The following is an 18,843-nucleotide window of genomic DNA, read 5'->3' as shown; positions in this document are numbered from 1 at the left end:
ATCGGCGCCGCCTTGAGCGGCGCCCGTACTGGCAGTTTTAACCATGTCTGTGTTCACCCCCCTGGCTCGGCCCGAGCTGGAAACCTTTCTCGCCCCTTATGGGCTCGGTCGTCTGCTCGATTTCCAGGGAATTGCCGCCGGCAGTGAAAACACCAATTTCTTCATCAGCCTGGAGAAGGGTGAATACGTCCTGACCCTGGTTGAACGCGGACCGGTGCAGGAAATGCCGTTCTTCATCGAACTGCTCGACGTGCTGCATGACGCCGACCTGCCGGTTCCCTATGCCTTGCGCACCACCGACGGCCAGGCCCTGCGCGAACTGGCCGGCAAGCCGGCGTTGCTGCAACCGCGACTGGCCGGCAAGCACATCAAGGTGGCCAACGCCCAGCACTGCGCCCAGGTCGGCGAGCTGCTCGGTCATCTGCACCTGGCGACCCGTGACAGGATCATAGAGCGCAAGACCGATCGCGGCCTGGACTGGATGCTCGAAGAGGGCGAGAAGCTGAAGTCGCACCTGGACGAGGAGGCGCGCGGCTTGCTGCAAGCGGCGCTGGAGGAGATTGGCCGGTACAAGGCGCAGATCCTCGCGCTGCCAAGGGCCAACCTGCACGCCGACCTGTTCCGCGACAATGCAATGTTCGAAGGCACCCACCTGACCGGGTTGATCGACTTCTACAACGCCTGTTCCGGGCCGATGCTCTACGACGTGGCCATTGCCTTGAACGACTGGTGTTCGGATGACGCCGGGGTACTCGACGGGCAACGGGCCCGGGCACTGTTGGGTGCGTATGCCGGTCTGCGGCCGTTTACCGCGAGTGAAGCCGAGTTGTGGCCGACCATGTTGCGGGTGGGCTGTGTACGTTTCTGGCTGTCGCGGCTGATTGCCGCCGAGTCCTTTGCCGGGCAGGACGTGCTGATCCATGACCCCATGGAATTCCAGCGCCGCCTGGCCCAGCGCCAGCAGGTCAGCTGCTCGTTGCCGTTCGCAATGTAGGAGCGAGCTTGCTCGCGATGGTAGTCCAGGCGCCGCGGGGCATCAGGTTCCCCGCGTTATCGTTGACGGCCATCGCGAGCAAGCTCGCTCCTACAAGTGCTCCAGGCATCCCGCCAGGTCATTGCCGAGTTTCTCCAGCACCTGCTCATAGCCATGGGCCGACGCCGGCGTGTAGCCACCCAGGGCATCCAGCTCGGCCAGCTTCACCGGCAAGCCGCTCACCAGGGTTTCCGCCAAGCGCGGACGCAACGGCGGCTCACTGAATACACAGGTCTTGCCCACTTCCTGCAAACGCGTGCGCATCGCCGCCACGTGCTGGGCGCCCGGCTGCACTTCGGCGGCCACGCTGAACACGCCGGTGTGCTTGAGCCCATAGGCATCCTCGAAGTAATCGAAGGCCTCATGGAAGACAAAGTACGGCTTGCCCACCACATCCGCCAGACGCGCCTTCAACCGCGCATCCAGGGCATCGAGCCGCGCATCGAAGGCCTTCACGTTGCCTTGATAGCGCTGCGCATTGGCCGGATCGGCCGCACTCAGGTCCGCGGCCATGCGCGCGGCAATCACCCGGGCATTCACTGTCGATAGCCACAGGTGCGCATCCAGCGTGCCCGGGCGATGATCGTGATCATGCTCGTCGGCATCTTCAGCGTGGGAGTGGCTATCTTCGGCGAACCGGCGCAACTTCATCCCCGCCAGGTCCTGCACCGCGACGGTTGGCAGGCTGCGGCCCTTGAGCACCCGGGGCAGGAAGCTTTCCATGTCCGGGCCGATCCAGTAGAGCAAATCCACCGACTGCACCTTGCGTACATCGGAAGGCCGCAACGCGTAGTTGTGCGGCGAAGCGCCCGGCGGCAGCAGTACTTCAGGGGTGTCGACGCCCTCCTGCACGGCGGCGGCAATCAACTGCAGGGGCTTGATGCTGGTCAGTACGCTGACTTGCGCCTGAACCGGGGAAATCACCAACAAACTGGCACTGATCACGACAAAAAAGGCAAAAAGACGGGGCACGATGAACACTCAAGGCGGCAGGAACAGGTAACATAATAACGTCTCTCACAAACGCCGTCGCCGCTCATGCCCAAAACCCCTCTCGCCAGTCGTCCCCATGATCACTCTCACTGCGTGCACAGCGCGCTGTCCGACGCCGATGCCCTGTGCGCACGCCAGGGCCTGCGCCTGACCGCCCTGCGGCGGCGGGTGCTCGAGCTGGTCTGGCAGAGCCACAAGCCGCTGGGCGCCTATGACATCCTCGCGGTACTGAGCGAGCAGGACGGCCGCCGCGCCGCGCCGCCGACCGTCTACCGCGCCCTGGACTTCCTGCTGGACAACGGCCTGGTCCATCGCATCGCCTCGCTCAACGCCTTTGTCGGCTGCAACCATCCGGAACATGCCCACCAGGGCCAATTCCTGATCTGCCGCCAGTGCCACGCCGCCATCGAGCTGGAACAAAAAGCCATCAGCGACGCCATTATCGGCAGCGCCCGCGACGTCGGTTTCGCCGTCGAGGCCCAGACCGTCGAAGTGATCGGGCTCTGCTCGGGTTGCCAGGGGGCCTGATGAGCACTGCGCTGATTCGCCTCGAGCAGGTGGGCGTGACCTTTGCCGGGCAGAATGTGCTCGACAATATCCACCTGAGCGTCGAGCCCGGGCAGATCGTCACCCTGATCGGCCCCAACGGCGCCGGCAAGACCACCCTGGTGCGCGCCGTGCTCGGGCTGCTCAAGCCGGATCGCGGGACGGTCTGGCGCAAGCCGAAACTGCGGGTCGGCTATATGCCGCAGAAACTCCATGTCGACCCGACCCTGCCGCTGTCGGTGCTGCGCTTCCTGCGCCTGGTGCCGGGCGTCGACCGCGCGCGGGCCATGGCGGCCCTGGGCGAAGTCGGTGCCGAACAGGTGATCGACAGCCCGGTGCAAAGCATCTCCGGCGGCGAAATGCAGCGGGTGCTGCTGGCCCGCGCGCTGTTGCGCGAACCGCAACTGCTGGTGCTCGACGAACCCGTGCAAGGCGTCGATGTCGCCGGCCAGGCCGAGCTCTACAGCCTGATCACCCGCCTGCGCGACCGCCACGGCTGCGGCGTACTGATGGTCTCCCACGACTTGCACCTGGTGATGAGCACCACCGACCAGGTGGTCTGCCTCAATCGCCATGTCTGCTGCTCCGGCCATCCCGAGCAGGTCAGCGGCGACCCGGCCTTCGTCGAGCTGTTCGGGCAGAACGCCCAGAGCCTGGCGATCTATCACCACCACCATGACCACGCCCACGACCTGCATGGCGCCGTGGTCAGCGACGCGGCCCCGGCGGCCCACACCCACGTTCATGGAGAAAGCTGCAAGCATGGCTGATTTCCTGCTCTACGCCCTGCTTGCAGGCTTGGCCCTGGCGCTGGTGGCGGGCCCGTTGGGTTCGTTCGTGGTCTGGCGGCGCATGGCCTATTTCGGCGACACCCTGTCCCACGCGGCCCTGCTCGGCGTGGCCCTGGGCTTTCTGCTGGATGTCAGCCCGACCCTGGCGGTGACCGTCGGCTGCCTGCTGCTGGCGGTGCTGCTGGTGACCCTGCAACAACGCCAGCCCCTGGCCTCCGACACCCTGTTGGGAATTCTCGCGCCGAGCACCTTGTCCCTCGGCCTGGTGGTACTAAGCTTCATGCATGAAGTGCGGATCGACCTGATGGGTTACCTGTTCGGCGACCTGCTGGCCATCAGCACCACTGACCTGTACTGGATCCTCGGTGGCAGCGCGGCGGTGCTGGTGCTGTTGATCAGCCTCTGGCGGCCGCTGCTGGCGATCACCGTGCATGAAGAGCTGGCCACTGTCGAAGGCCTGCCGGTGGCGTCGTTGCGCATGGCCCTGATGCTGCTGATCGCGGTGGTGATCGCGGTGGCGATGAAGATCGTCGGCGTGCTGCTGATCACCTCTTTGCTGATCATCCCGGCCGCCGCCGCCCAGCGCCACGCCCGTTCGCCGGAGCAGATGGCCCTGGGTGCCAGCCTGCTCGGCATGCTCGCGGTGTGCGGTGGTCTGGCGCTGTCCTGGTTCAAGGACACCCCGGCGGGGCCGTCCATCGTGGTCACGGCCGCCGGCCTGTTTCTGCTGAGTTTTGTCCTGCCACGCAGAGGGGTGTAGACTTGCTCGTTTTTTGCGCAATTAGAGAGTCGCAGGAATGAAGCCGTTCGCCTCCCGTTATCTGCTCCTTGTCGCATTTTCCCTGCTGCTGGGCGCCTGCCAGAGCACCCCGCCGGTGGACACCTCGGTGCCCGACGCTCGGGTCGCGGCCATCGCCGCGCTGGAGCAGAGCATCAGCAGCAATGAACTGGCCACTGCCGAGGACCAATTGGGTGCCTTGCAGACGCAGTCGCCGGACGATCCCCAATGGGTGACCTACCAGCGGCAGCTGGCCGAAGCCTATTTGCAACGCAGCCAGATCGTCCTGCAAAAAGGCGACGTCAACGCCGCCGCCACGGCCCTGAGCCGTGCCCGGGCACTGATGCCCAAGGCACCGGCCCTGACCGGCGGGGTCAACGGTGCGATTGCCCAGGCACGCAAGGCCGAGCTGGAAAAGGCCGAGGCCGCACTCAAGGCTGCCGAAGCCAAGCCGGCGGCGCGCTTGATCGACCCGAGCGCCGAGAGCAGCACCATTGCCCTGAACATCCAGGACATTGCGCAACTGCGCAAACAGATGGATGCGCTGGCGGCGGACGTGGTGAATTACCAGTGCACGGTGACCTTCCAGGTGCCGCGCACCCAGGATTACCCGTGGCTGGCGACCTTGCTGGAAAAACGTGTGAAGAAGCTCGATGCCGATTTTGCGCTGACGATCGACAAGCAGATCGACCGGCAGGTGAAGGCCCAGGTGGTCTTGAGCCCACGCAAGCCTTGAAGCCGGCGCCCGCCGCTTGCTCCTCAAGCGGCGGGTGAAACATTATCCGAGCCCGCGATTACAGCCCATCACGCAGTATCTCGATACGCCACCGCTGACGTGCATCGATAGGGTTTCTGTAGGTCGAGACCCAGTCCGGGCTGACCTGCGGTGAAACACCATTTTCGTTGGGCATCACGTCGCCCGCCGAAGGCGCTCCGGGATAACTGGCCCACGGGATATTGAAGCGGTTGAAGGCGTTGACCGGCACATCGTCGAAGGCCATCGAGCCGTCCGGCTTTGCCGAGGGTCGCGTCCCCTGGACAAACAGCCGCCAGTCCAGGTTATAGAGCGAATGAATCCGGTCGGCACGCCACTCCCATTGTTGGCGATTGTCGATACGGCAGGTTTCAGTCGACAGCGCACCCGAGCGCTCCTGCAACGCAAGGCACTTTCCAGACCCACGGTTTACATAACGACTTTCCGAGTCGAGTCCCCATAGATGGCTTTTTTGCTGGGCATTGCACGCGGCAAGCGTCACCGTGCTCCCCGACTCGACCAGGCATCTTCCGGCACCGTCCTGGGAGCGGATAAGCACCGACATCTCGCGAGTCAGGTAAGGGCTTGATAAATCCAGGACAAACTCACTGTTATGGGCATAGTTGACCAATTCGCTCCTCTTCTTGATCTGGGTCCGATCCCGCCACCATTCATCCAGTTGGAGGTCATAGCCGGCACCGACTATCACTTTCGCATTGCCGCTGTAACTGCCCGGTAACTCCCAGACACTGTAGGTTTCCAGGCTGGCCTGGCGCATCATCGGCGTCATGCGACTCTCTGTCAGAATCGGCCCGTTGGCGGTGACCCTGTCAATCAACGCACTTCTGAGACGAGGTGCGATGGGGGCCACCCAATGCGCGCCGCGGTTATTTGACGATGCCAACAACGAGTAGTCCTTGAAGCTGGTCGCCAGGGTTTTGCTATTGGTGTGCTCATAACTGGCACCCAGACTGAAAGGGGATTTGGCCACGTAGGTGGCCTTATCCGTCGCTCCGGGTCCGAATTCGGCACCTACCGAGCCACCGATGGTGAAACCACGGGTCTGCGTCTCGTTGTAACTGAACTCCGTTCGGCCATCACTCGGGGGAGCAAATCTCACCAGGCCCGGACCGGCACCGGCGGCCTCGACCACATGGCTTACCCGGTACGTCTGGGGCAGATAGGAGGCCCAGAGATTCCTGACACCGGGTATCGGTGTGAGAATGCCATTTCTCTCCGATTTAATCGTCGTCGGATTACCCTTGATAATAATGAACTTCTTGTCTTGAGCGCGCAGGGCACTTCTGATGATCTCGATATTGGCCAATGTCGAGACTTCACCCCTGCGGCCCGTTTGAGACAAGTTGAATGTCAGGCTCGGCACCGCTGTAAAATCCGAAGAACTTACTTGCACCGGAGCACCGGCAGGTAGATGTTCTGCCGATCCCTGTAATGTCGCGACGCCTTCTTCCGCCTCAGTGGCCGTATGCCCATCTTGCCCGGACTGCCACTTCAGCACTTGTTCTTCGAGTGCGGCAATCTGTTCCTGCGTGTTCAAATCATCGAAACCCTGGACCTCTACCTGGGCGTTATTTTTTCGGTAAAACAGCGTATAGCGCGAGGAACCGGCGATACCAAACAAAGCGGCAACCTGCCCCTTCAACTCGGCATTATCACCGTCCATTTTCAGCAAAACAGGTATCTGCTCGGCAAACAGCTGACCCACCTTGGCCTGAACGTCCTCATCTTGCGTAACGGCCGCGATATCCAGATAAGCCAAAGCAATACCTGCCCGCTGCCGCTCTATCTCCTCGGGCTCCAGGGCATCGGCCATCAGGCGTGGCCAGGCCTCAAACGTCTCCGGAAGCACCTGTGCGGAAGGGGGGCCGAACATCAGCAGTTTTTGAGAGGAGATAATATTCTGGGCGCTCGACGAACCCGTCGAACTATCACTGGCGGCTGCGATATTATGAATCGACAGGGCAAGCAAACCCATAACCATGGTCTTGAGTGGTTTCAATGCGATCACCTTATTTATTGTTTCCAAACTTATCGGAAACACGGAAATTCCGTGTCAAACAAATAAAACGACTAAGGCCATCCATTGCTTTCCGGCTAAACACTCAATTCACAAATTTCAATCAAGAAACTTGTAACACCCGAAGATAACACCCCACTTCGGGAGCCGGATTAGTTAAAAGCCTACTTGAACAAAAACAACAAGTCTCGGAAAAAGCCGATTCAAAATATTAACATCCAGAAGCCGAATTGGATCCACTCGCTACTATAAGACCCTGAACTTCACACAAAAGAAACCTCCTACACAACACAGCACAATCGATGTAAACCCGTTACCCGCTGATGGGGAGACTGCCAGCCAATACCGCCACTCGACGGCGCCCGGCGCGACGACCGCCGCTGATCGAGATATGCCCAAATTAAAGGTAGAATGCGAAATAAATGCTAAGACGACCTATACGGACAGGCTAAAATGCCCGCCCGGCTAACCGCTGACCTTTTTCCATTGCGCCCCACAAGGTTCGCTACGTGATCGAGTTTCATAACGTCCATAAAACCTACCGGGTCGCCGGTAAGGATATTCCCGCCCTGCACCCCACCAACCTGCGGGTTGAGAACGGCCAGGTCTTCGGCCTGATCGGTCATTCCGGCGCAGGAAAAAGTACCCTGCTGCGTCTGATCAATCGCCTGGAAGCCCCCAGCGGCGGCCAGATCATCGTCGACGACGAAGAGGTCACGGCGCTCGACGCCAATGGCCTGCGGCGTTTCCGCCAACAGGTCGGGATGATCTTCCAGCACTTCAACCTGCTGGCCTCCAAGACCGTGGCCGACAACGTCGCGCTGCCGCTGACCCTGGCCGGCGAGCTGTCCCGGCGCGAGATCGACCAGCGGGTCGCCGAACTCTTGCAACGGGTCGGCCTGTCCGACCACGCGAAGAAATACCCGGCCCAGTTGTCCGGCGGCCAGAAGCAGCGGGTCGGCATTGCCCGCGCCCTGGCGACCAAGCCGAAGATCCTGCTGTGCGACGAAGCCACCAGCGCCCTCGACCCGCAAACCACCGCGTCGGTCCTGCAACTGCTGGCCGAGATCAATCGCGAGCTGAAGCTGACCATCGTGCTGATCACCCATGAAATGGACGTGATCCGCCGGGTCTGCGACGTGGTCGGGGTGATGGATGCCGGCGTGATCGTCGAACAGGGTCCGGTGGCCGAGGTGTTCCTGCACCCCAAGCACCCGACCACTCGCCGCTTCGTCCAGGAAGACGAACAGATCGACGAAAGCGAGCAGCGTGACGACTTCGCCCATGTGCCGGGCCGTATAGTGCGTCTGACCTTCCAGGGCGAAGCCACCTACGCGCCGCTGCTGGGTACCGTCGCCCGTGAAACCGGCGTGGACTACAGCATCCTTGCCGGGCGCATCGACCGCATCAAGGACACCCCTTATGGGCAACTGACGCTCGCCGTCACCGGCGGCGACATGGAGGCCGCCTTCGCGCGCTTCACCGCCGCCGACGTCCATATGGAGGTACTGCGCTGATGGACCTGTTTCTGAGTTTCTTCGCCAACGTCGACTGGGCGGATATCTGGGAAGCCACAGGCGATACCATGCTGATGCTCGGCACCTCGCTGGTGTTCACCATCCTGCTGGGCCTGCCCCTGGGGATCCTGTTGTTCCTCTGCAGCCCGCGCCAGTTGCTGGAGCAGAAGGCTACCTACGCGATCCTGGCCTTCGTGGTGAACGTGGTGCGCTCGCTGCCATTCATCATCCTGCTGATCGTGATGATTCCGTTCACCGTGCTTCTCACCGGCACCTCCCTGGGCGTGGCCGGGGCCATCCCGCCGCTGGTGATCGGCGCCGCGCCGTTCTTCGCGCGGCTGGTGGAAACCGCGCTGCGCGAAGTCGACCGGGGCATTATCGAAGCCACCCAGGCGATGGGCGCGACCACCCGCCAGATCATTCTCAATGCGCTGTTGCCGGAAGCCCGGCCGGGCATTCTCGCGGCGATTACCGTGACCGCCATTACCCTGGTGAGCTATACCGCCATGGCCGGTGTGGTCGGTGCCGGCGGCCTCGGCGACCTGGCGATCCGCTATGGTTACCAGCGTTTCCAGACCGATGTCATGGTGGTCACGGTGATCATGCTGATCGTCCTGGTGCAGGTGCTGCAGAGCATCGGCGACCGGCTGGTGGTGCACTTTTCCCGTAAGTAAAATCCGCCTTTTACACCTGAATAAGCCGGCCCCAGGCCGGCATGCGCCCCTCACATGGAGTCGTTCGATGAAAAAACTGATTGCTGCCTTTGCCGCCGTTGCCGCCCTCTCGGCCCACGCCGCCGAAACCCTGACCGTTGCCGCCTCGCCGGTCCCCCACGCGGAAATCCTCGAGTTCGTCAAACCGGCCCTGGCCAAGGAAGGCGTGGACCTGAAGGTCAAGGTCTTCACCGACTACGTGCAACCGAACGTGCAAGTGGCCGAGAAACGCCTGGACGCCAACTTCTTCCAGCACCAGCCGTACCTGGATGAGTTCAACAAGAGCAAGGGCACCCACCTGGTCAGCGTTGCCGGCGTGCACGTGGAGCCGCTGGGCGCCTACTCCAGCAAGTACAAGAAACTCGCCGACCTGCCAGGCGGCGCCAATGTGGTGATCCCGAACGACGCCACCAACGGCGGCCGCGCCCTGCTGCTGCTGCAGAAAGCCGGCCTGATCAAGCTGAAGGACGCCACCAACATCCTGTCGACGCCCAAAGACATCGTCGAGAACACCAAGGACCTGAAGATCCGCGAACTGGAAGCCGCCACCCTGCCGCGCGTGCTGACCCAGGTCGACCTGGCCCTGATCAACACCAACTACGCCCTGGAAGCCAAGCTGGACCCGGCCAAGGACGCACTGATCATCGAGGGTAGCGACTCGCCGTACGTGAACATCCTGGTGGCCCGCGAGGACGACAAGGATTCGGACGCGATGAAGAAGCTGGTCGCGGCGCTGCACAGCCCTGAAGTGAAAGCCTTCATCCTCGAGAAGTACAAGGGCGCGATCGTACCGGCGTTCTAAGCCACACAGTTAAGACCGAACACCGTTCCTGTAGGAGCAGGGCTTGCCCGCGAAGCTTTTAGTGGCCTTCAGGGCCGCGGGCAAGCCCTGCTCCTACAAGGGTTGGTGCCGTTTGCAAGGAATCGAACAGGCCGTTATACCGGCTGACGCAGACACTCCAGCAGACAATCCAGCGCCGGCTGCCGCTGGGCGCGACGCAACACCGCAATCAACTGCCGCTCGAAAGTCAGCTCGCCCAACCCGATCACCCGCAACTGATCCGCCCGCTGCAACCACAGTCCCGCCCGTGGCACCAGCGACACCCCCAGCCCGCACTCCACCATCCGCGCAATCGCTTCCAGCTCATCCAGCTCCAGCGCATCGCGTACCTGTATCCGCTGTTCCCGCAGAAACTGACTGACCAGCCGCCCGCCAAAGGATGCCCGGTCATACCGTACGAACGGCTGCTCGGCGAGCAATTGCAGCGGGTCATCACCCGGCAGATGCAGCGGCGCGATCAACACAAAGGGCTCGCTGGCCAGGGGAATCTCCAGCAACTCCTTGGGCAGCTCGAACGGCGGCTTGATCAACAGCGCCAGGTCCAGCTCACCGGCATCCACCTGGCCCAGCAGATTGAGGGAAACGCCCGGCACCAGCTTCAACTCCACCCGTGGCGCCGCCTGGCGAAAGCGCGGCAAGGCCTGGGGCAACAAACCGGTCTGCACCGTGGCAATGGCGCCGATACGCAACTCCCCCTGCCACTCGGCGGCGCTCGTCGACAGGGCCATCTGCCCGTACAAGGCGAGGATCTGCTCGGCCAGGGGCAGCGCATGGCGACCCGCCGCATTCAGCACGGCGGCCCGCCCACTGCGGTCGAACAGGCGCACCCCGAGGTTCTGCTCCAGCACGCGCATCTGCGCGCTGACCGCCGACTGGGTCAGCCCCACCTGCTGGCCGGCGGCGACAAAGGTGCCTTCGCGGGCAACGCGGATAAAGGTCTTGAGTTCACGAAGCATGGCTTACTCAACAAAAATAGTCGGGCTCGGAAACAAGAATATGCGCTTTTCAGCAAAATAATCATCGCTACACTGAAAGCTCCTTCCCCCAGCCTGGTATCCGACATGGCGCTTTCACCCTTCCACCTGGCAATCCCGGTCCATGACCTGGCCGCGGCCCGACATTTCTACGGCGATGTTTTTGCCTGCCCGGAAGGACGCAGCAGCGATCACTGGGTGGACTTCGACTTCTTTGGTCATCAGTTGGTGATTCACTACCAGGCCAAGACGGCGGCCCAGGAACAGGCGTTGAGCAACCCGGTGGACGGCCACGACGTGCCGGTACCGCATTTCGGCGTGGTGCTGGAATGGGAAACCTGGGAAGCCCTGGCCGAGCGCCTGAAAGAGAAGGGCACCCGGTTCGTGATCGAACCCTACGTGCGCTTCAAGGGGCAGGTGGGTGAACAGGCAACCATGTTCCTGTTCGACCCGTGCGGCAATGCCCTGGAGTTCAAGGCCTTCAAGGATATCGGGCAGATGTTTGCCAAATAGCGGCTACCTGCGCGTGAGCAACCCCGGCAACTGCGCCACCAGCTTCTGGTTGTTCAGCGGCGCGCGGATAAAGCCGCGCTGGGTACCGTCCGGCCCGACGATCGCCAGGTTGCCACTATGGTCGACGGTGTAGTTGGGCTTGCTGGTGTCCGCCGGAATAAACGGAATGCTCAGCGCATTGGCGACCTTCTGCAGGTCGTCGATCGAACCCGCCGTCAGCCCGCGGAAATCCGGATCGAAATACCCCAGGTACTGCTTGAGCTGCTGCGGCGTATCGCGGTTCGGGTCGACGCTCACCAGGATCACCTGCAACTGGCCGACCACGTCCTTGGGCAACTCGCTCTTGATCTGGCGCAGCTGGGCGAGGGTGGTCGGGCAGATGTCCGGGCAGAAGGTGTAGCCGAAGAACAGCAGGCTCCACTTGCCCTTGAGCTCGTCGACCTGCACCGGCTGGCCGTTCTGGTCGGTCATCTTCACCCCGGGCAGCGAACGGCTCTGGGGCAGCAGGATAATCCCGGCGTCGATCATCGCCGTGGGCTCGCCCTGGCGCTGGTTATGGATCACTTTGTTGACCGTCAGGCCCAGGACCAGGGCCACCACGGCGACAAGAATAAAAACGGTTTTCTGAACTCGAGTCATAGATTCAACAATAGGTAGTGATCGACAAGCAGCGCGATAAACAGCAGGAACAAGTAGTAGATAGAGTACTTGAAGGTGCCGATCGCCGCATGCGGCTGACTGCCACGGTACAGCACCCACGCCCAGTGCAGGAAGCGCGCGCCCAGGAGCGTGGCGCAGACCAGGTAGAGCAGGCCGCTCATGTGGATCACGAACGGCAGCAGGCTGACCGCCAGCAGGACACAGGTGTAGAGCAGGATATGCACCTTGGTGTAATGCTCGCCATGGGTCACCGGCAGCATCGGGATATCCGCCTTGGCGTACTCTTCCTTGCGGTGGATGGCCAGGGCCCAGAAATGCGGCGGGGTCCAGGCGAAGATGATCAGCACCAGCAACAGCGGTTCGGCGCTGACATGACCGGTGGCCGCGACCCAGCCGAGCAACGGCGGCGCCGCCCCGGCCAGGCCGCCGATCACGATATTCTGCGGCGTGGCGCGCTTGAGAAAGCCGGTGTAGATCACCGCGTAACCGAGCAGGGACGCCAGGGTCAGCCAGGCCGTCAGCGGGTTGGTGAAACTCAGCAGCAAGGCCTGCCCGAGCACCGCGAGGACCAGCGCGAAACTCAGCGCCGCCGCCGGCGATACCCGGCCCTGGGCCAGCGGCCGCTTGTGGGTGCGGGCCATCAGCGCATCGATGCGCCGATCCACCACATGATTGACCACCGCCGCGCCGCCGGCACACAGGGCGATGCCCAGGTTGCCGAACACCAGCACGGTCCAGGGCACGCCGGCACGGGTCGCGAGAAACATGCCCACCAGCGAGGTGATCAGCATCAGCACCACCACCTTGGGTTTGGTCAGCTCCAGGTAGTCGCGCCAGAGCGCCTGGGCCTGAGCCTCACCGATTACAGTCGCCACGGCATTTCTCCCTTGATCGTGATGGGCGCATGGACCGCTTTGATCGGGCTCAGACGCCAGCGTGCCGGCGCTTGCGCGCGCACCCGGACCAGCGCGGTACGCGCGTGGTAGTTGACCAGCACCAGCGTCAGCAACAAGGCCGCGCCGCCGGCATTGTGCGCCACGGCCACCGGCAGCGGCAGATGAAAGTAGACATTGCTCAGGCCCAGGCAGATCTGCGCCGCCAGCGCCAGCAGCAGCAACCCGGCGAGCCGGGTCATGCCCACCGCCCGCAGTTGCCAGGCCAGGCCTAGCAGCACCAGGGTCACCAACAGGGCGCCGATGCGGTGGGTCAGGTGAATGGCCGCGCGCGCATCGCTGTCGAGCTGGCCGCCCAGGTAGTTGGGGCCGATATGCTGGGTCAGGTGGAAACCGTTGGCGAAATCCGCGTTCGGCCACCATTGCCCGTGACAGGTCGGCAGGTCGATACAGGCCACCGCCGCATAATTGGAACTGACCCAGCCGCCGAGGGCGATCTGCAGAATCACCAGCAGCAACCCGGCCGTGGCCCAGCGCTGCAAACGCCGTGGCACCGCCAGCGCCGGCAGCACGCCGGACAGGCGCAAGGTCAGCAGGAACAGCAGGCTCAAGGTGGCAAAACCGCCGAGCAGATGGGCCGTGACCACCTGGGGCCAGAGCTTGAGGGTGACCGTCCACATGCCGAAGGCCGCCTGGGCGAAGACCACTCCCAGCAGGAACAGCGGCAGCTTCAGTGGTTGCCCGTCACGCCGGCGTTCATGCCAGGAGCGTGCGGCCAGCAGCACGATCAGCAGCCCCAGGGTCCCGGCGAAGTAGCGATGGACCATCTCGTTCCAGCCCTTGTGGGCTTGCACCGGGGTATCGGGAAAATGCAATTCGGCATGGGCCAGTTGGACTTCGCCCTTGGGCACGCTGATAAAGCCGTAGCAACCCGGCCAGTCGGGGCAGCCCAGGCCGGCATGGGTCAGGCGGGTGTAGGCGCCCAGCAGGACGACAATCAGCGCCAGCAGCGTGGCGAACAGCGCGAGGCGAAATCCAGGTTTGGCCATGACGATGCCCTCATCCGATATTCGACAGTTTCAACAGTTGCACCAGGTCGTTGAGCAGGTCCTTGCCGTTGACCCCCGCGTCATAACGCAGCACCAGGTTGCCGTGGGGATCGACGATCCACAGTTGCGCCGCGCCGTTGCCCTTGGCCTCCCGGTTGTAGGCCGCAAGATCCAGCGGGTAGCGTTGCAACTGCGGGTATTCGCGCTTGAGCTTGGCGTCGTAGAACGTCTCCAGGGGTTGCGCCGTCGCCAGGGCATGGCTGGCCCGGGAAGCATCGCGGCCCAGGGCGATCTGGATCTGCCGCGCCAGGTAGACCAGTTGCTGGCAGTCCGCGGCACAGTCCCCCGGCGCGGTCACCAGCATCTGCCAGCGCTGCTCGTCGGTCTGCACGCCCAGGTCGGCACGGCTTTCGCCATTGCCGATCAACTCGCCGTGATAACTGCGGCTCTCCGGCACCCAGAACTGCAACTTGTACATCCCGGTGGCGAGGACCATCGGGCCGATCACCACCAACAGAATCATGATCAGTTGCCAGCGACCGCGGGCACGCCGTGGCGGGGTCGGGGCTTCAGCTGTGTTCAGTGGATTCATGGCCGCTCCCATGGTGTTTCTCCCTTGCGTTATGCCATCCGAGGTAGAGATAAAGGCCGAACAGCGCCAGTGCCATGGCGAACCACTGCACGGCATAGGCCACATGTTTTTCCGGCCCCATGCCTTCGGAGACCACCGGCCAACCGGCCTCATAGGCCGCCGGGCCGGACTCCTGGCGCAGTTCGTAGTTGAAACCTGTGCGTCCCAGCTCCGCCCAGAGCTTGTCCGGGTCGATCGCGGTCACCAGCCGTGGCCAGCTCGCATTGGCCGGGTCGCTGCCCAGTTGGAAGGTCGCGCCAGGCGAGACATACACCCAGGCGCCGATCTCCAGCCGTTGCGCAGGGGTGCTGAACACCGGCGGCGTGCGCCGATCCGGCCAGGGCAACCAGCCCCGGTTGACCAGCAGCCACAGGCCGCTGGCCTCGTCGTGGAACGGCTGCAACAGCTCGACGCCGACCCGGTCGTCGCGCATGCGGTTATCCAGCAGGTAACTGTGTTCGGCGTCGAACTGCCCGCTCAATCGCACCCGCCGGAAAGCCGGATCGGTCATGGCTTTCAACTGGTCGCCCGCCACCGGTTCGGAAGTGCGACGCTGGGCATGGTTCTCCAGCAGCACGCGTTTCTGCTCGCTGCGACTCAGCTGCCAGAACCCCAGGCAGACCAGCAACGGCAGCAGCACAAGCACCACCAGGGTCGGCGCGATGCCGGGCTGGAAGCGCCTCATGAGCGCGCTCCTGCGGCCGTTATTCGACTCGCTATACTCAATTGCATGCGCATCTCCCCCGGAGTCTCACCATGTTGAAAGCGGCGATTGTCCTGATGCTGTTGGCCACGGTGGCCAGCCTGTTCAGCGGCCTGTTCTTCCTGGTGAAGGACGACGCGCACTCCAAGCGCCTGGTCCATGCCCTCACCGTGCGGGTCGGGCTTGCCGTGATCACCCTGGCCTTGATCACCTGGGGCTTTTTCAGCGGCCAACTGGTGTCCTCGGCGCCCTGGTAGGAACCCTGGCCCGGCAAGGCTCAAAGCACGTAGACGAAGACGAACAGGCCGATCCAGACCACGTCGACGAAGTGCCAATACCAACTGGCCGCTTCAAAACCGAATTGATGCTCGGCATTGAAGTGCCCGCGCATGACCCGCATCAGCATCACGAACAGGATCAGGGTGCCGATGGTCACGTGGGCACCGTGGAAACCGGTGAGCATGAAGAAGGTCGCGCCGTAGATGCCCGAGCCCAGGGTCAGCCCCAACTCGTGATAGGCATGCATGTATTCCTTGGCCTGGAAGCTCAGGAACGCGATCCCCAGCAGCACGGTGATCGCCAGCCAGATCTTCAGCGCGCCGCGATGGCCGTTCTTCAGGGCATGGTGAGCGATGGTCACGGTGACGCTGGAACTGACCAGCAACACGGTATTGAGCAGCGGCAAGCCCCAGGGACTGATAGTTTCCCTGGGTCCGGGAAAGAGCTTCGGATCGGGGTTGTTCAGCAAGGGCCAGGCATTCTGGAAGTTCGGCCACAACAGGTGGGCGATCCCTTTCGCGCCACCGTCACCGGCCAGCCAGGGCACCGACAGATTGCGCACATAGAACAGCGCGCCGAAGAAGGCGATAAAGAACATCACCTCGGAAAAGATGAACCAGCTCATGCCCCAGCGGAACGAGCGGTCCATCTGCGGGCTGTAGAGCCCGGCGCGACTTTCCTTGATCACCGTGCCGAACCAGCCGAAAAGCATATAGGCCAGCAGCAGTCCGCCGACGAAGAAAATCAGCGGGCCGTGGGAATCCGGGCGCGCCGCCTTCAGGTCGTTGAACCAGGTGCCCAGACCGAACATCGTGGTCAGCATGCCCGCCGTGGCAATGATCGGCCACTTGCTCTGGGCCGGTACGTAGTAATGCTCATGAATCGCCATTTATTGTTCTCCTTATCGGGCACGCCAAATGTCCTAGCCGCCCGTACCCGCCACGGGCGGATTGCGGGCGGTGATGTCGAACAGCGTGTAGCCCAGTGTCAGTTGCTTCACATCCTTGGGCATGTCGCGGTCAACGATGAAACGTACCGGCATCTCGATGCGCTGCCCGGGCTGCAGGGTCTGCTGGGTGAAGCAGAAGCATTCGGTCTTGTGGAAATACACCGCCGCATTCGCCGGGGCGATGCTCGGGATGGCCTGGGCCTTCATCACATGGTCGGTGGGGTTGTAGGCCACGAAGAGCATCTCGTTGACGGCACCGGGGTGCACGGTCAACTGGTTGGCCTTGGGATAGAACTCCCAGACCATGTCGACGGCATTGGTCGAGAGAAACTGCACGCCGATCTTGCGCGACAGGTCGACCACCTGCTCACCTTCATACTGCCCGGCGGTCTTGCCGTTGATCCCGAAGGCCTTGCACATCACGTCGTAGAGCGGCACCAGGGCAAAACCGAAGGCGAACATCGCTACCACCACCAACAACAGGCGTGTGACCAGGCGCTTGAGCGAGATCGAGTCGGCCATGATCTATTTCACTTCCGGCGGCGTGGTGAAGGTGTGGTACGGCGCCGGTGACGGAATGCTCCACTCCAGGCCTTCCGCGCCATCCCAGGGCTTGGCCGGGGCCGGCGGGCCGCTGCGGATGCACTTGATGACGATAAACAGGAACAGCAGCTGGGTGACCCCGAACATGAAGCCACCGATCGAGGAGACCATGTTGAAGTTGGCGAACTGCAGGTTGTAGTCCGGCACCCGCCGTGGCATCCCCGCAAGGCCCACGAAATGCATCGGGAAGAAGGTCAGGTTCATGCCGATGAACGACAGCCAGAAGTGCAGCTTGCCGAGGGTTTCGTCGTACATGTGACCGGTCCACTTCGGCAGCCAGTAGTAGGTGGACGCGAAGATCCCGAAGATCGCCCCCGGCACCAGCACGTAGTGGAAATGCGCCACCACGAAATAGGTGCCGTGGTACTGGAAGTCCGCCGGCGCCATCGCCAGCATCAGCCCGGAGAAGCCGCCGATGCTGAACAGGATGACAAAGGCCACCGCAAACAGCATGGGCGTCTCGAAGGTCAGCGAACCTTGCCACATGGTGCTGACCCAGTTGAACACCTTCACCCCGGTCGGCACCGCGATCAGCATGGTCGCGTACATGTAGAACAGCTCGCCGACCAGGGGAATGCCGACCACGAACATATGGTGGCCCCAGACGATGAACGAGAGGAAGGCGATGCTCGCCGTGGCGTAGACCATCGAGGTGTAGCCGAACAGCGGCTTGCGGGAAAACGCCGGGATGATCGCACTGACCGCGCCGAACGCCGGCAGGATCATGATGTACACCTCGGGGTGGCCGAAGAACCAGAACACGTGCTGGAACAGCACCGGATCGCCGCCACCGGCGGCGCTGAAGAAGCTGGTGCCGAAATGGATATCCATCAGCATCATGGTCACCACACCCGCCAGCACCGGCATCACCGCGATCAGCAGGAACGCGGTGATCAGCCAGGTCCAGACGAACAGCGGCATCTTCATCAGGGTCATGCCCGGCGCACGCAGGTTGAGAATGGTCGAGATCACGTTGATCGCGCCCATGATCGAACTGATGCCCATCATGTGGATGGCGAAGATAAAGAAGGTCACGCTTTCGGGCGCGTAGGTGGTCGACAGCGGCGCATAGAAGGTCCAGCCGAAGTTCGGCCCGCCGCCGGGCATGAACAGGGTCGAGACCATCAGCGAGAAGGCCGCCGGCAACAGCCAGAAGCTGAAGTTGTTCATCCGCGGCAAGGCCATGTCCGGCGCGCCGATCATCAGCGGGATCATCCAGTTGGCCAGGCCGACGAAGGCCGGCATCACCGCGCCGAAGACCATCACCAGGCCGTGCATGGTGGTCATCTGGTTGAAGAACGCCGGCTCGACAATGTGCAGCCCCGGCTGGAACAACTCGGCGCGGATCACCATGGCGAAGGAGCCGCCGAGCAGGAACATGGCGAAGCTGAACCACAGGTACAGCGTGCCGATATCCTTGTGGTTGGTGGTCAGCACCCAGCGCATCAGGCCCTTGGCGGGACCGTGGGCGGCGTGCTCATCGTGGCCGCCATGGCCATGGTCATCGATCACTGCACTCATGTCCTGTCTCCTGCAAACGGGGGAACGGCTTGGCCCGGGAGCCTCGGCTCCGACCGGTTCAGCG

21 protein-coding genes are annotated in these 18,843 nt (G+C 62.8%); 10 read left to right on the top strand and 11 right to left on the bottom strand.

Annotation, left to right across the window (positions count from 1 at the left end; all coding sequences use genetic code 11):
* The first annotated feature begins 43 nt into the window (after positions 1-43).
* Positions 44-994 carry a homoserine kinase gene (locus M5B42_RS26390; RefSeq protein ID WP_152736529.1) on the top strand — a complete coding sequence of 317 codons (951 nt, stop codon included), beginning with the start codon at positions 44-46 and terminating at the stop codon, positions 992-994.
* Between the two features lie 90 nt (positions 995-1,084).
* Here the strand turns inward: M5B42_RS26390 and M5B42_RS26385 are convergent, their stop codons facing one another.
* Positions 1,085-2,005, bottom strand: coding sequence for a zinc ABC transporter substrate-binding protein (locus M5B42_RS26385; protein ID WP_248747462.1), 921 nt, complete (start codon positions 2,003-2,005; stop codon positions 1,085-1,087).
* Between the two features lie 66 nt (positions 2,006-2,071).
* On the opposite strand from M5B42_RS26385, the gene zur reads away from it, so the two are divergent.
* Genes zur through M5B42_RS26365 form a run of 4 tightly spaced genes read left to right on the top strand, consistent with a single transcriptional unit; the run spans position 2,072 to position 4,877 of the window.
* Entirely contained in the window at positions 2,072-2,554 is a 483-nt protein-coding gene (gene zur, locus M5B42_RS26380; protein ID WP_103496269.1) for a zinc uptake transcriptional repressor Zur, read from the top strand.
* Positions 2,554-3,342 carry a zinc ABC transporter ATP-binding protein ZnuC gene (gene znuC / locus M5B42_RS26375; protein ID WP_103496268.1) on the top strand — a complete coding sequence of 263 codons (789 nt, stop codon included), beginning with the start codon at positions 2,554-2,556 and terminating at the stop codon, positions 3,340-3,342. Before zur ends, znuC begins: the two co-directional genes overlap by 1 nt.
* The gene (gene znuB / locus M5B42_RS26370) at positions 3,335-4,123 is read left to right on the top strand and encodes a zinc ABC transporter permease subunit ZnuB (RefSeq protein WP_100940005.1); all 789 of its coding nucleotides are present in this window, start codon (positions 3,335-3,337) and stop codon (positions 4,121-4,123) included. Before znuC ends, znuB begins: the two co-directional genes overlap by 8 nt.
* A gap of 37 nt (positions 4,124-4,160) precedes the next feature.
* Positions 4,161-4,877, top strand: a complete 717-nt coding sequence (locus tag M5B42_RS26365; protein ID WP_103496267.1) for a PA5502 family lipoprotein — start codon at positions 4,161-4,163, stop codon at positions 4,875-4,877.
* A gap of 58 nt (positions 4,878-4,935) precedes the next feature.
* On the opposite strand, the gene M5B42_RS32210 is transcribed toward M5B42_RS26365, so the two are convergent.
* A complete protein-coding gene (locus M5B42_RS32210) occupies positions 4,936-6,957 on the bottom strand; it encodes a ricin-type beta-trefoil lectin domain protein (RefSeq protein WP_248747461.1) in 2,022 nt (673 codons plus the stop codon).
* A gap of 485 nt (positions 6,958-7,442) precedes the next feature.
* Between M5B42_RS32210 and M5B42_RS26355 the strand changes: the two genes are divergently transcribed.
* The 3 genes from M5B42_RS26355 (at position 7,443) to M5B42_RS26345 (ending at position 9,965) form a co-directional block, all read left to right on the top strand.
* Complete coding sequence (locus M5B42_RS26355) at positions 7,443-8,450, top strand: methionine ABC transporter ATP-binding protein (protein WP_103496265.1); 1,008 nt, start codon at positions 7,443-7,445, stop codon at positions 8,448-8,450.
* A complete protein-coding gene (locus M5B42_RS26350) occupies positions 8,450-9,124 on the top strand; it encodes a methionine ABC transporter permease (RefSeq protein ID WP_248747460.1) in 675 nt (224 codons plus the stop codon). The genes M5B42_RS26355 and M5B42_RS26350 overlap by 1 nt, the downstream gene beginning before the upstream one ends.
* A 67-nt stretch (positions 9,125-9,191) precedes the next feature.
* On the top strand, positions 9,192-9,965 hold the full coding sequence (locus M5B42_RS26345; protein ID WP_103496263.1) for a MetQ/NlpA family ABC transporter substrate-binding protein: 774 nt from the start codon (positions 9,192-9,194) through the stop codon (positions 9,963-9,965).
* Between the two features lie 134 nt (positions 9,966-10,099).
* On the opposite strand, the gene M5B42_RS26340 is transcribed toward M5B42_RS26345, so the two are convergent.
* Positions 10,100-10,960, bottom strand: a complete 861-nt coding sequence (locus M5B42_RS26340) for a LysR family transcriptional regulator (RefSeq protein WP_152736531.1) — start codon at positions 10,958-10,960, stop codon at positions 10,100-10,102.
* A 105-nt stretch (positions 10,961-11,065) separates the two neighbouring features.
* Between M5B42_RS26340 and M5B42_RS26335 the strand changes: the two genes are divergently transcribed.
* Positions 11,066-11,491, top strand: coding sequence for a VOC family protein (locus tag M5B42_RS26335; RefSeq protein ID WP_103496261.1), 426 nt, complete (start codon positions 11,066-11,068; stop codon positions 11,489-11,491).
* A 3-nt stretch (positions 11,492-11,494) separates the two neighbouring features.
* Here the strand turns inward: M5B42_RS26335 and M5B42_RS26330 are convergent, their stop codons facing one another.
* From M5B42_RS26330 to M5B42_RS26310, 5 genes are read right to left on the bottom strand one after another with little or no spacing between them, the layout of a single operon-like run.
* Positions 11,495-12,130 carry an SCO family protein gene (locus M5B42_RS26330; protein ID WP_248747459.1) on the bottom strand — a complete coding sequence of 212 codons (636 nt, stop codon included), beginning with the start codon at positions 12,128-12,130 and terminating at the stop codon, positions 11,495-11,497.
* Entirely contained in the window at positions 12,127-13,026 is a 900-nt protein-coding gene (gene cyoE / locus M5B42_RS26325) for a heme o synthase (RefSeq protein WP_248747458.1), read from the bottom strand. Before cyoE ends, M5B42_RS26330 begins: the two co-directional genes overlap by 4 nt.
* Positions 13,014-14,093: a COX15/CtaA family protein gene (locus tag M5B42_RS26320; protein WP_248747457.1), complete on the bottom strand. Its 1,080-nt coding sequence runs from the start codon at positions 14,091-14,093 to the stop codon at positions 13,014-13,016. The genes cyoE and M5B42_RS26320 overlap by 13 nt, the downstream gene beginning before the upstream one ends.
* A 10-nt stretch (positions 14,094-14,103) precedes the next feature.
* Entirely contained in the window at positions 14,104-14,697 is a 594-nt protein-coding gene (locus M5B42_RS26315; RefSeq protein WP_103496257.1) for a hypothetical protein, read from the bottom strand.
* Positions 14,663-15,409, bottom strand: a complete 747-nt coding sequence (locus M5B42_RS26310; protein WP_152736535.1) for an SURF1 family protein — start codon at positions 15,407-15,409, stop codon at positions 14,663-14,665. The genes M5B42_RS26315 and M5B42_RS26310 overlap by 35 nt, the downstream gene beginning before the upstream one ends.
* Positions 15,410-15,480: 71 nt before the next feature.
* Between M5B42_RS26310 and M5B42_RS26305 the strand changes: the two genes are divergently transcribed.
* Positions 15,481-15,684: a twin transmembrane helix small protein gene (locus tag M5B42_RS26305; RefSeq protein WP_100939991.1), complete on the top strand. Its 204-nt coding sequence runs from the start codon at positions 15,481-15,483 to the stop codon at positions 15,682-15,684.
* Positions 15,685-15,704: 20 nt separating this feature from the next.
* On the opposite strand, the gene M5B42_RS26300 is transcribed toward M5B42_RS26305, so the two are convergent.
* Genes M5B42_RS26300 through ctaD form a run of 3 tightly spaced genes read right to left on the bottom strand, consistent with a single transcriptional unit; the run spans position 15,705 to position 18,779 of the window.
* Positions 15,705-16,595, bottom strand: coding sequence for a cytochrome c oxidase subunit 3 (locus tag M5B42_RS26300; RefSeq protein WP_103496255.1), 891 nt, complete (start codon positions 16,593-16,595; stop codon positions 15,705-15,707).
* A gap of 33 nt (positions 16,596-16,628) precedes the next feature.
* A complete protein-coding gene (locus M5B42_RS26295) occupies positions 16,629-17,177 on the bottom strand; it encodes a cytochrome c oxidase assembly protein (RefSeq protein ID WP_103496254.1) in 549 nt (182 codons plus the stop codon).
* Between the two features lie 3 nt (positions 17,178-17,180).
* A complete protein-coding gene (gene ctaD / locus M5B42_RS26290; protein ID WP_100939988.1) occupies positions 17,181-18,779 on the bottom strand; it encodes a cytochrome c oxidase subunit I in 1,599 nt (532 codons plus the stop codon).
* Between the last annotated feature and the right edge of the window lie 64 nt (positions 18,780-18,843).

It is taken from the genome of Pseudomonas sp. MWU12-2037 (assembly GCF_023242345.1).
GTDB lineage: Bacteria > Pseudomonadota > Gammaproteobacteria > Pseudomonadales > Pseudomonadaceae > Aquipseudomonas > Aquipseudomonas gingeri_D.
This window is presented reverse-complemented; position numbering and strand designations above follow the sequence as displayed.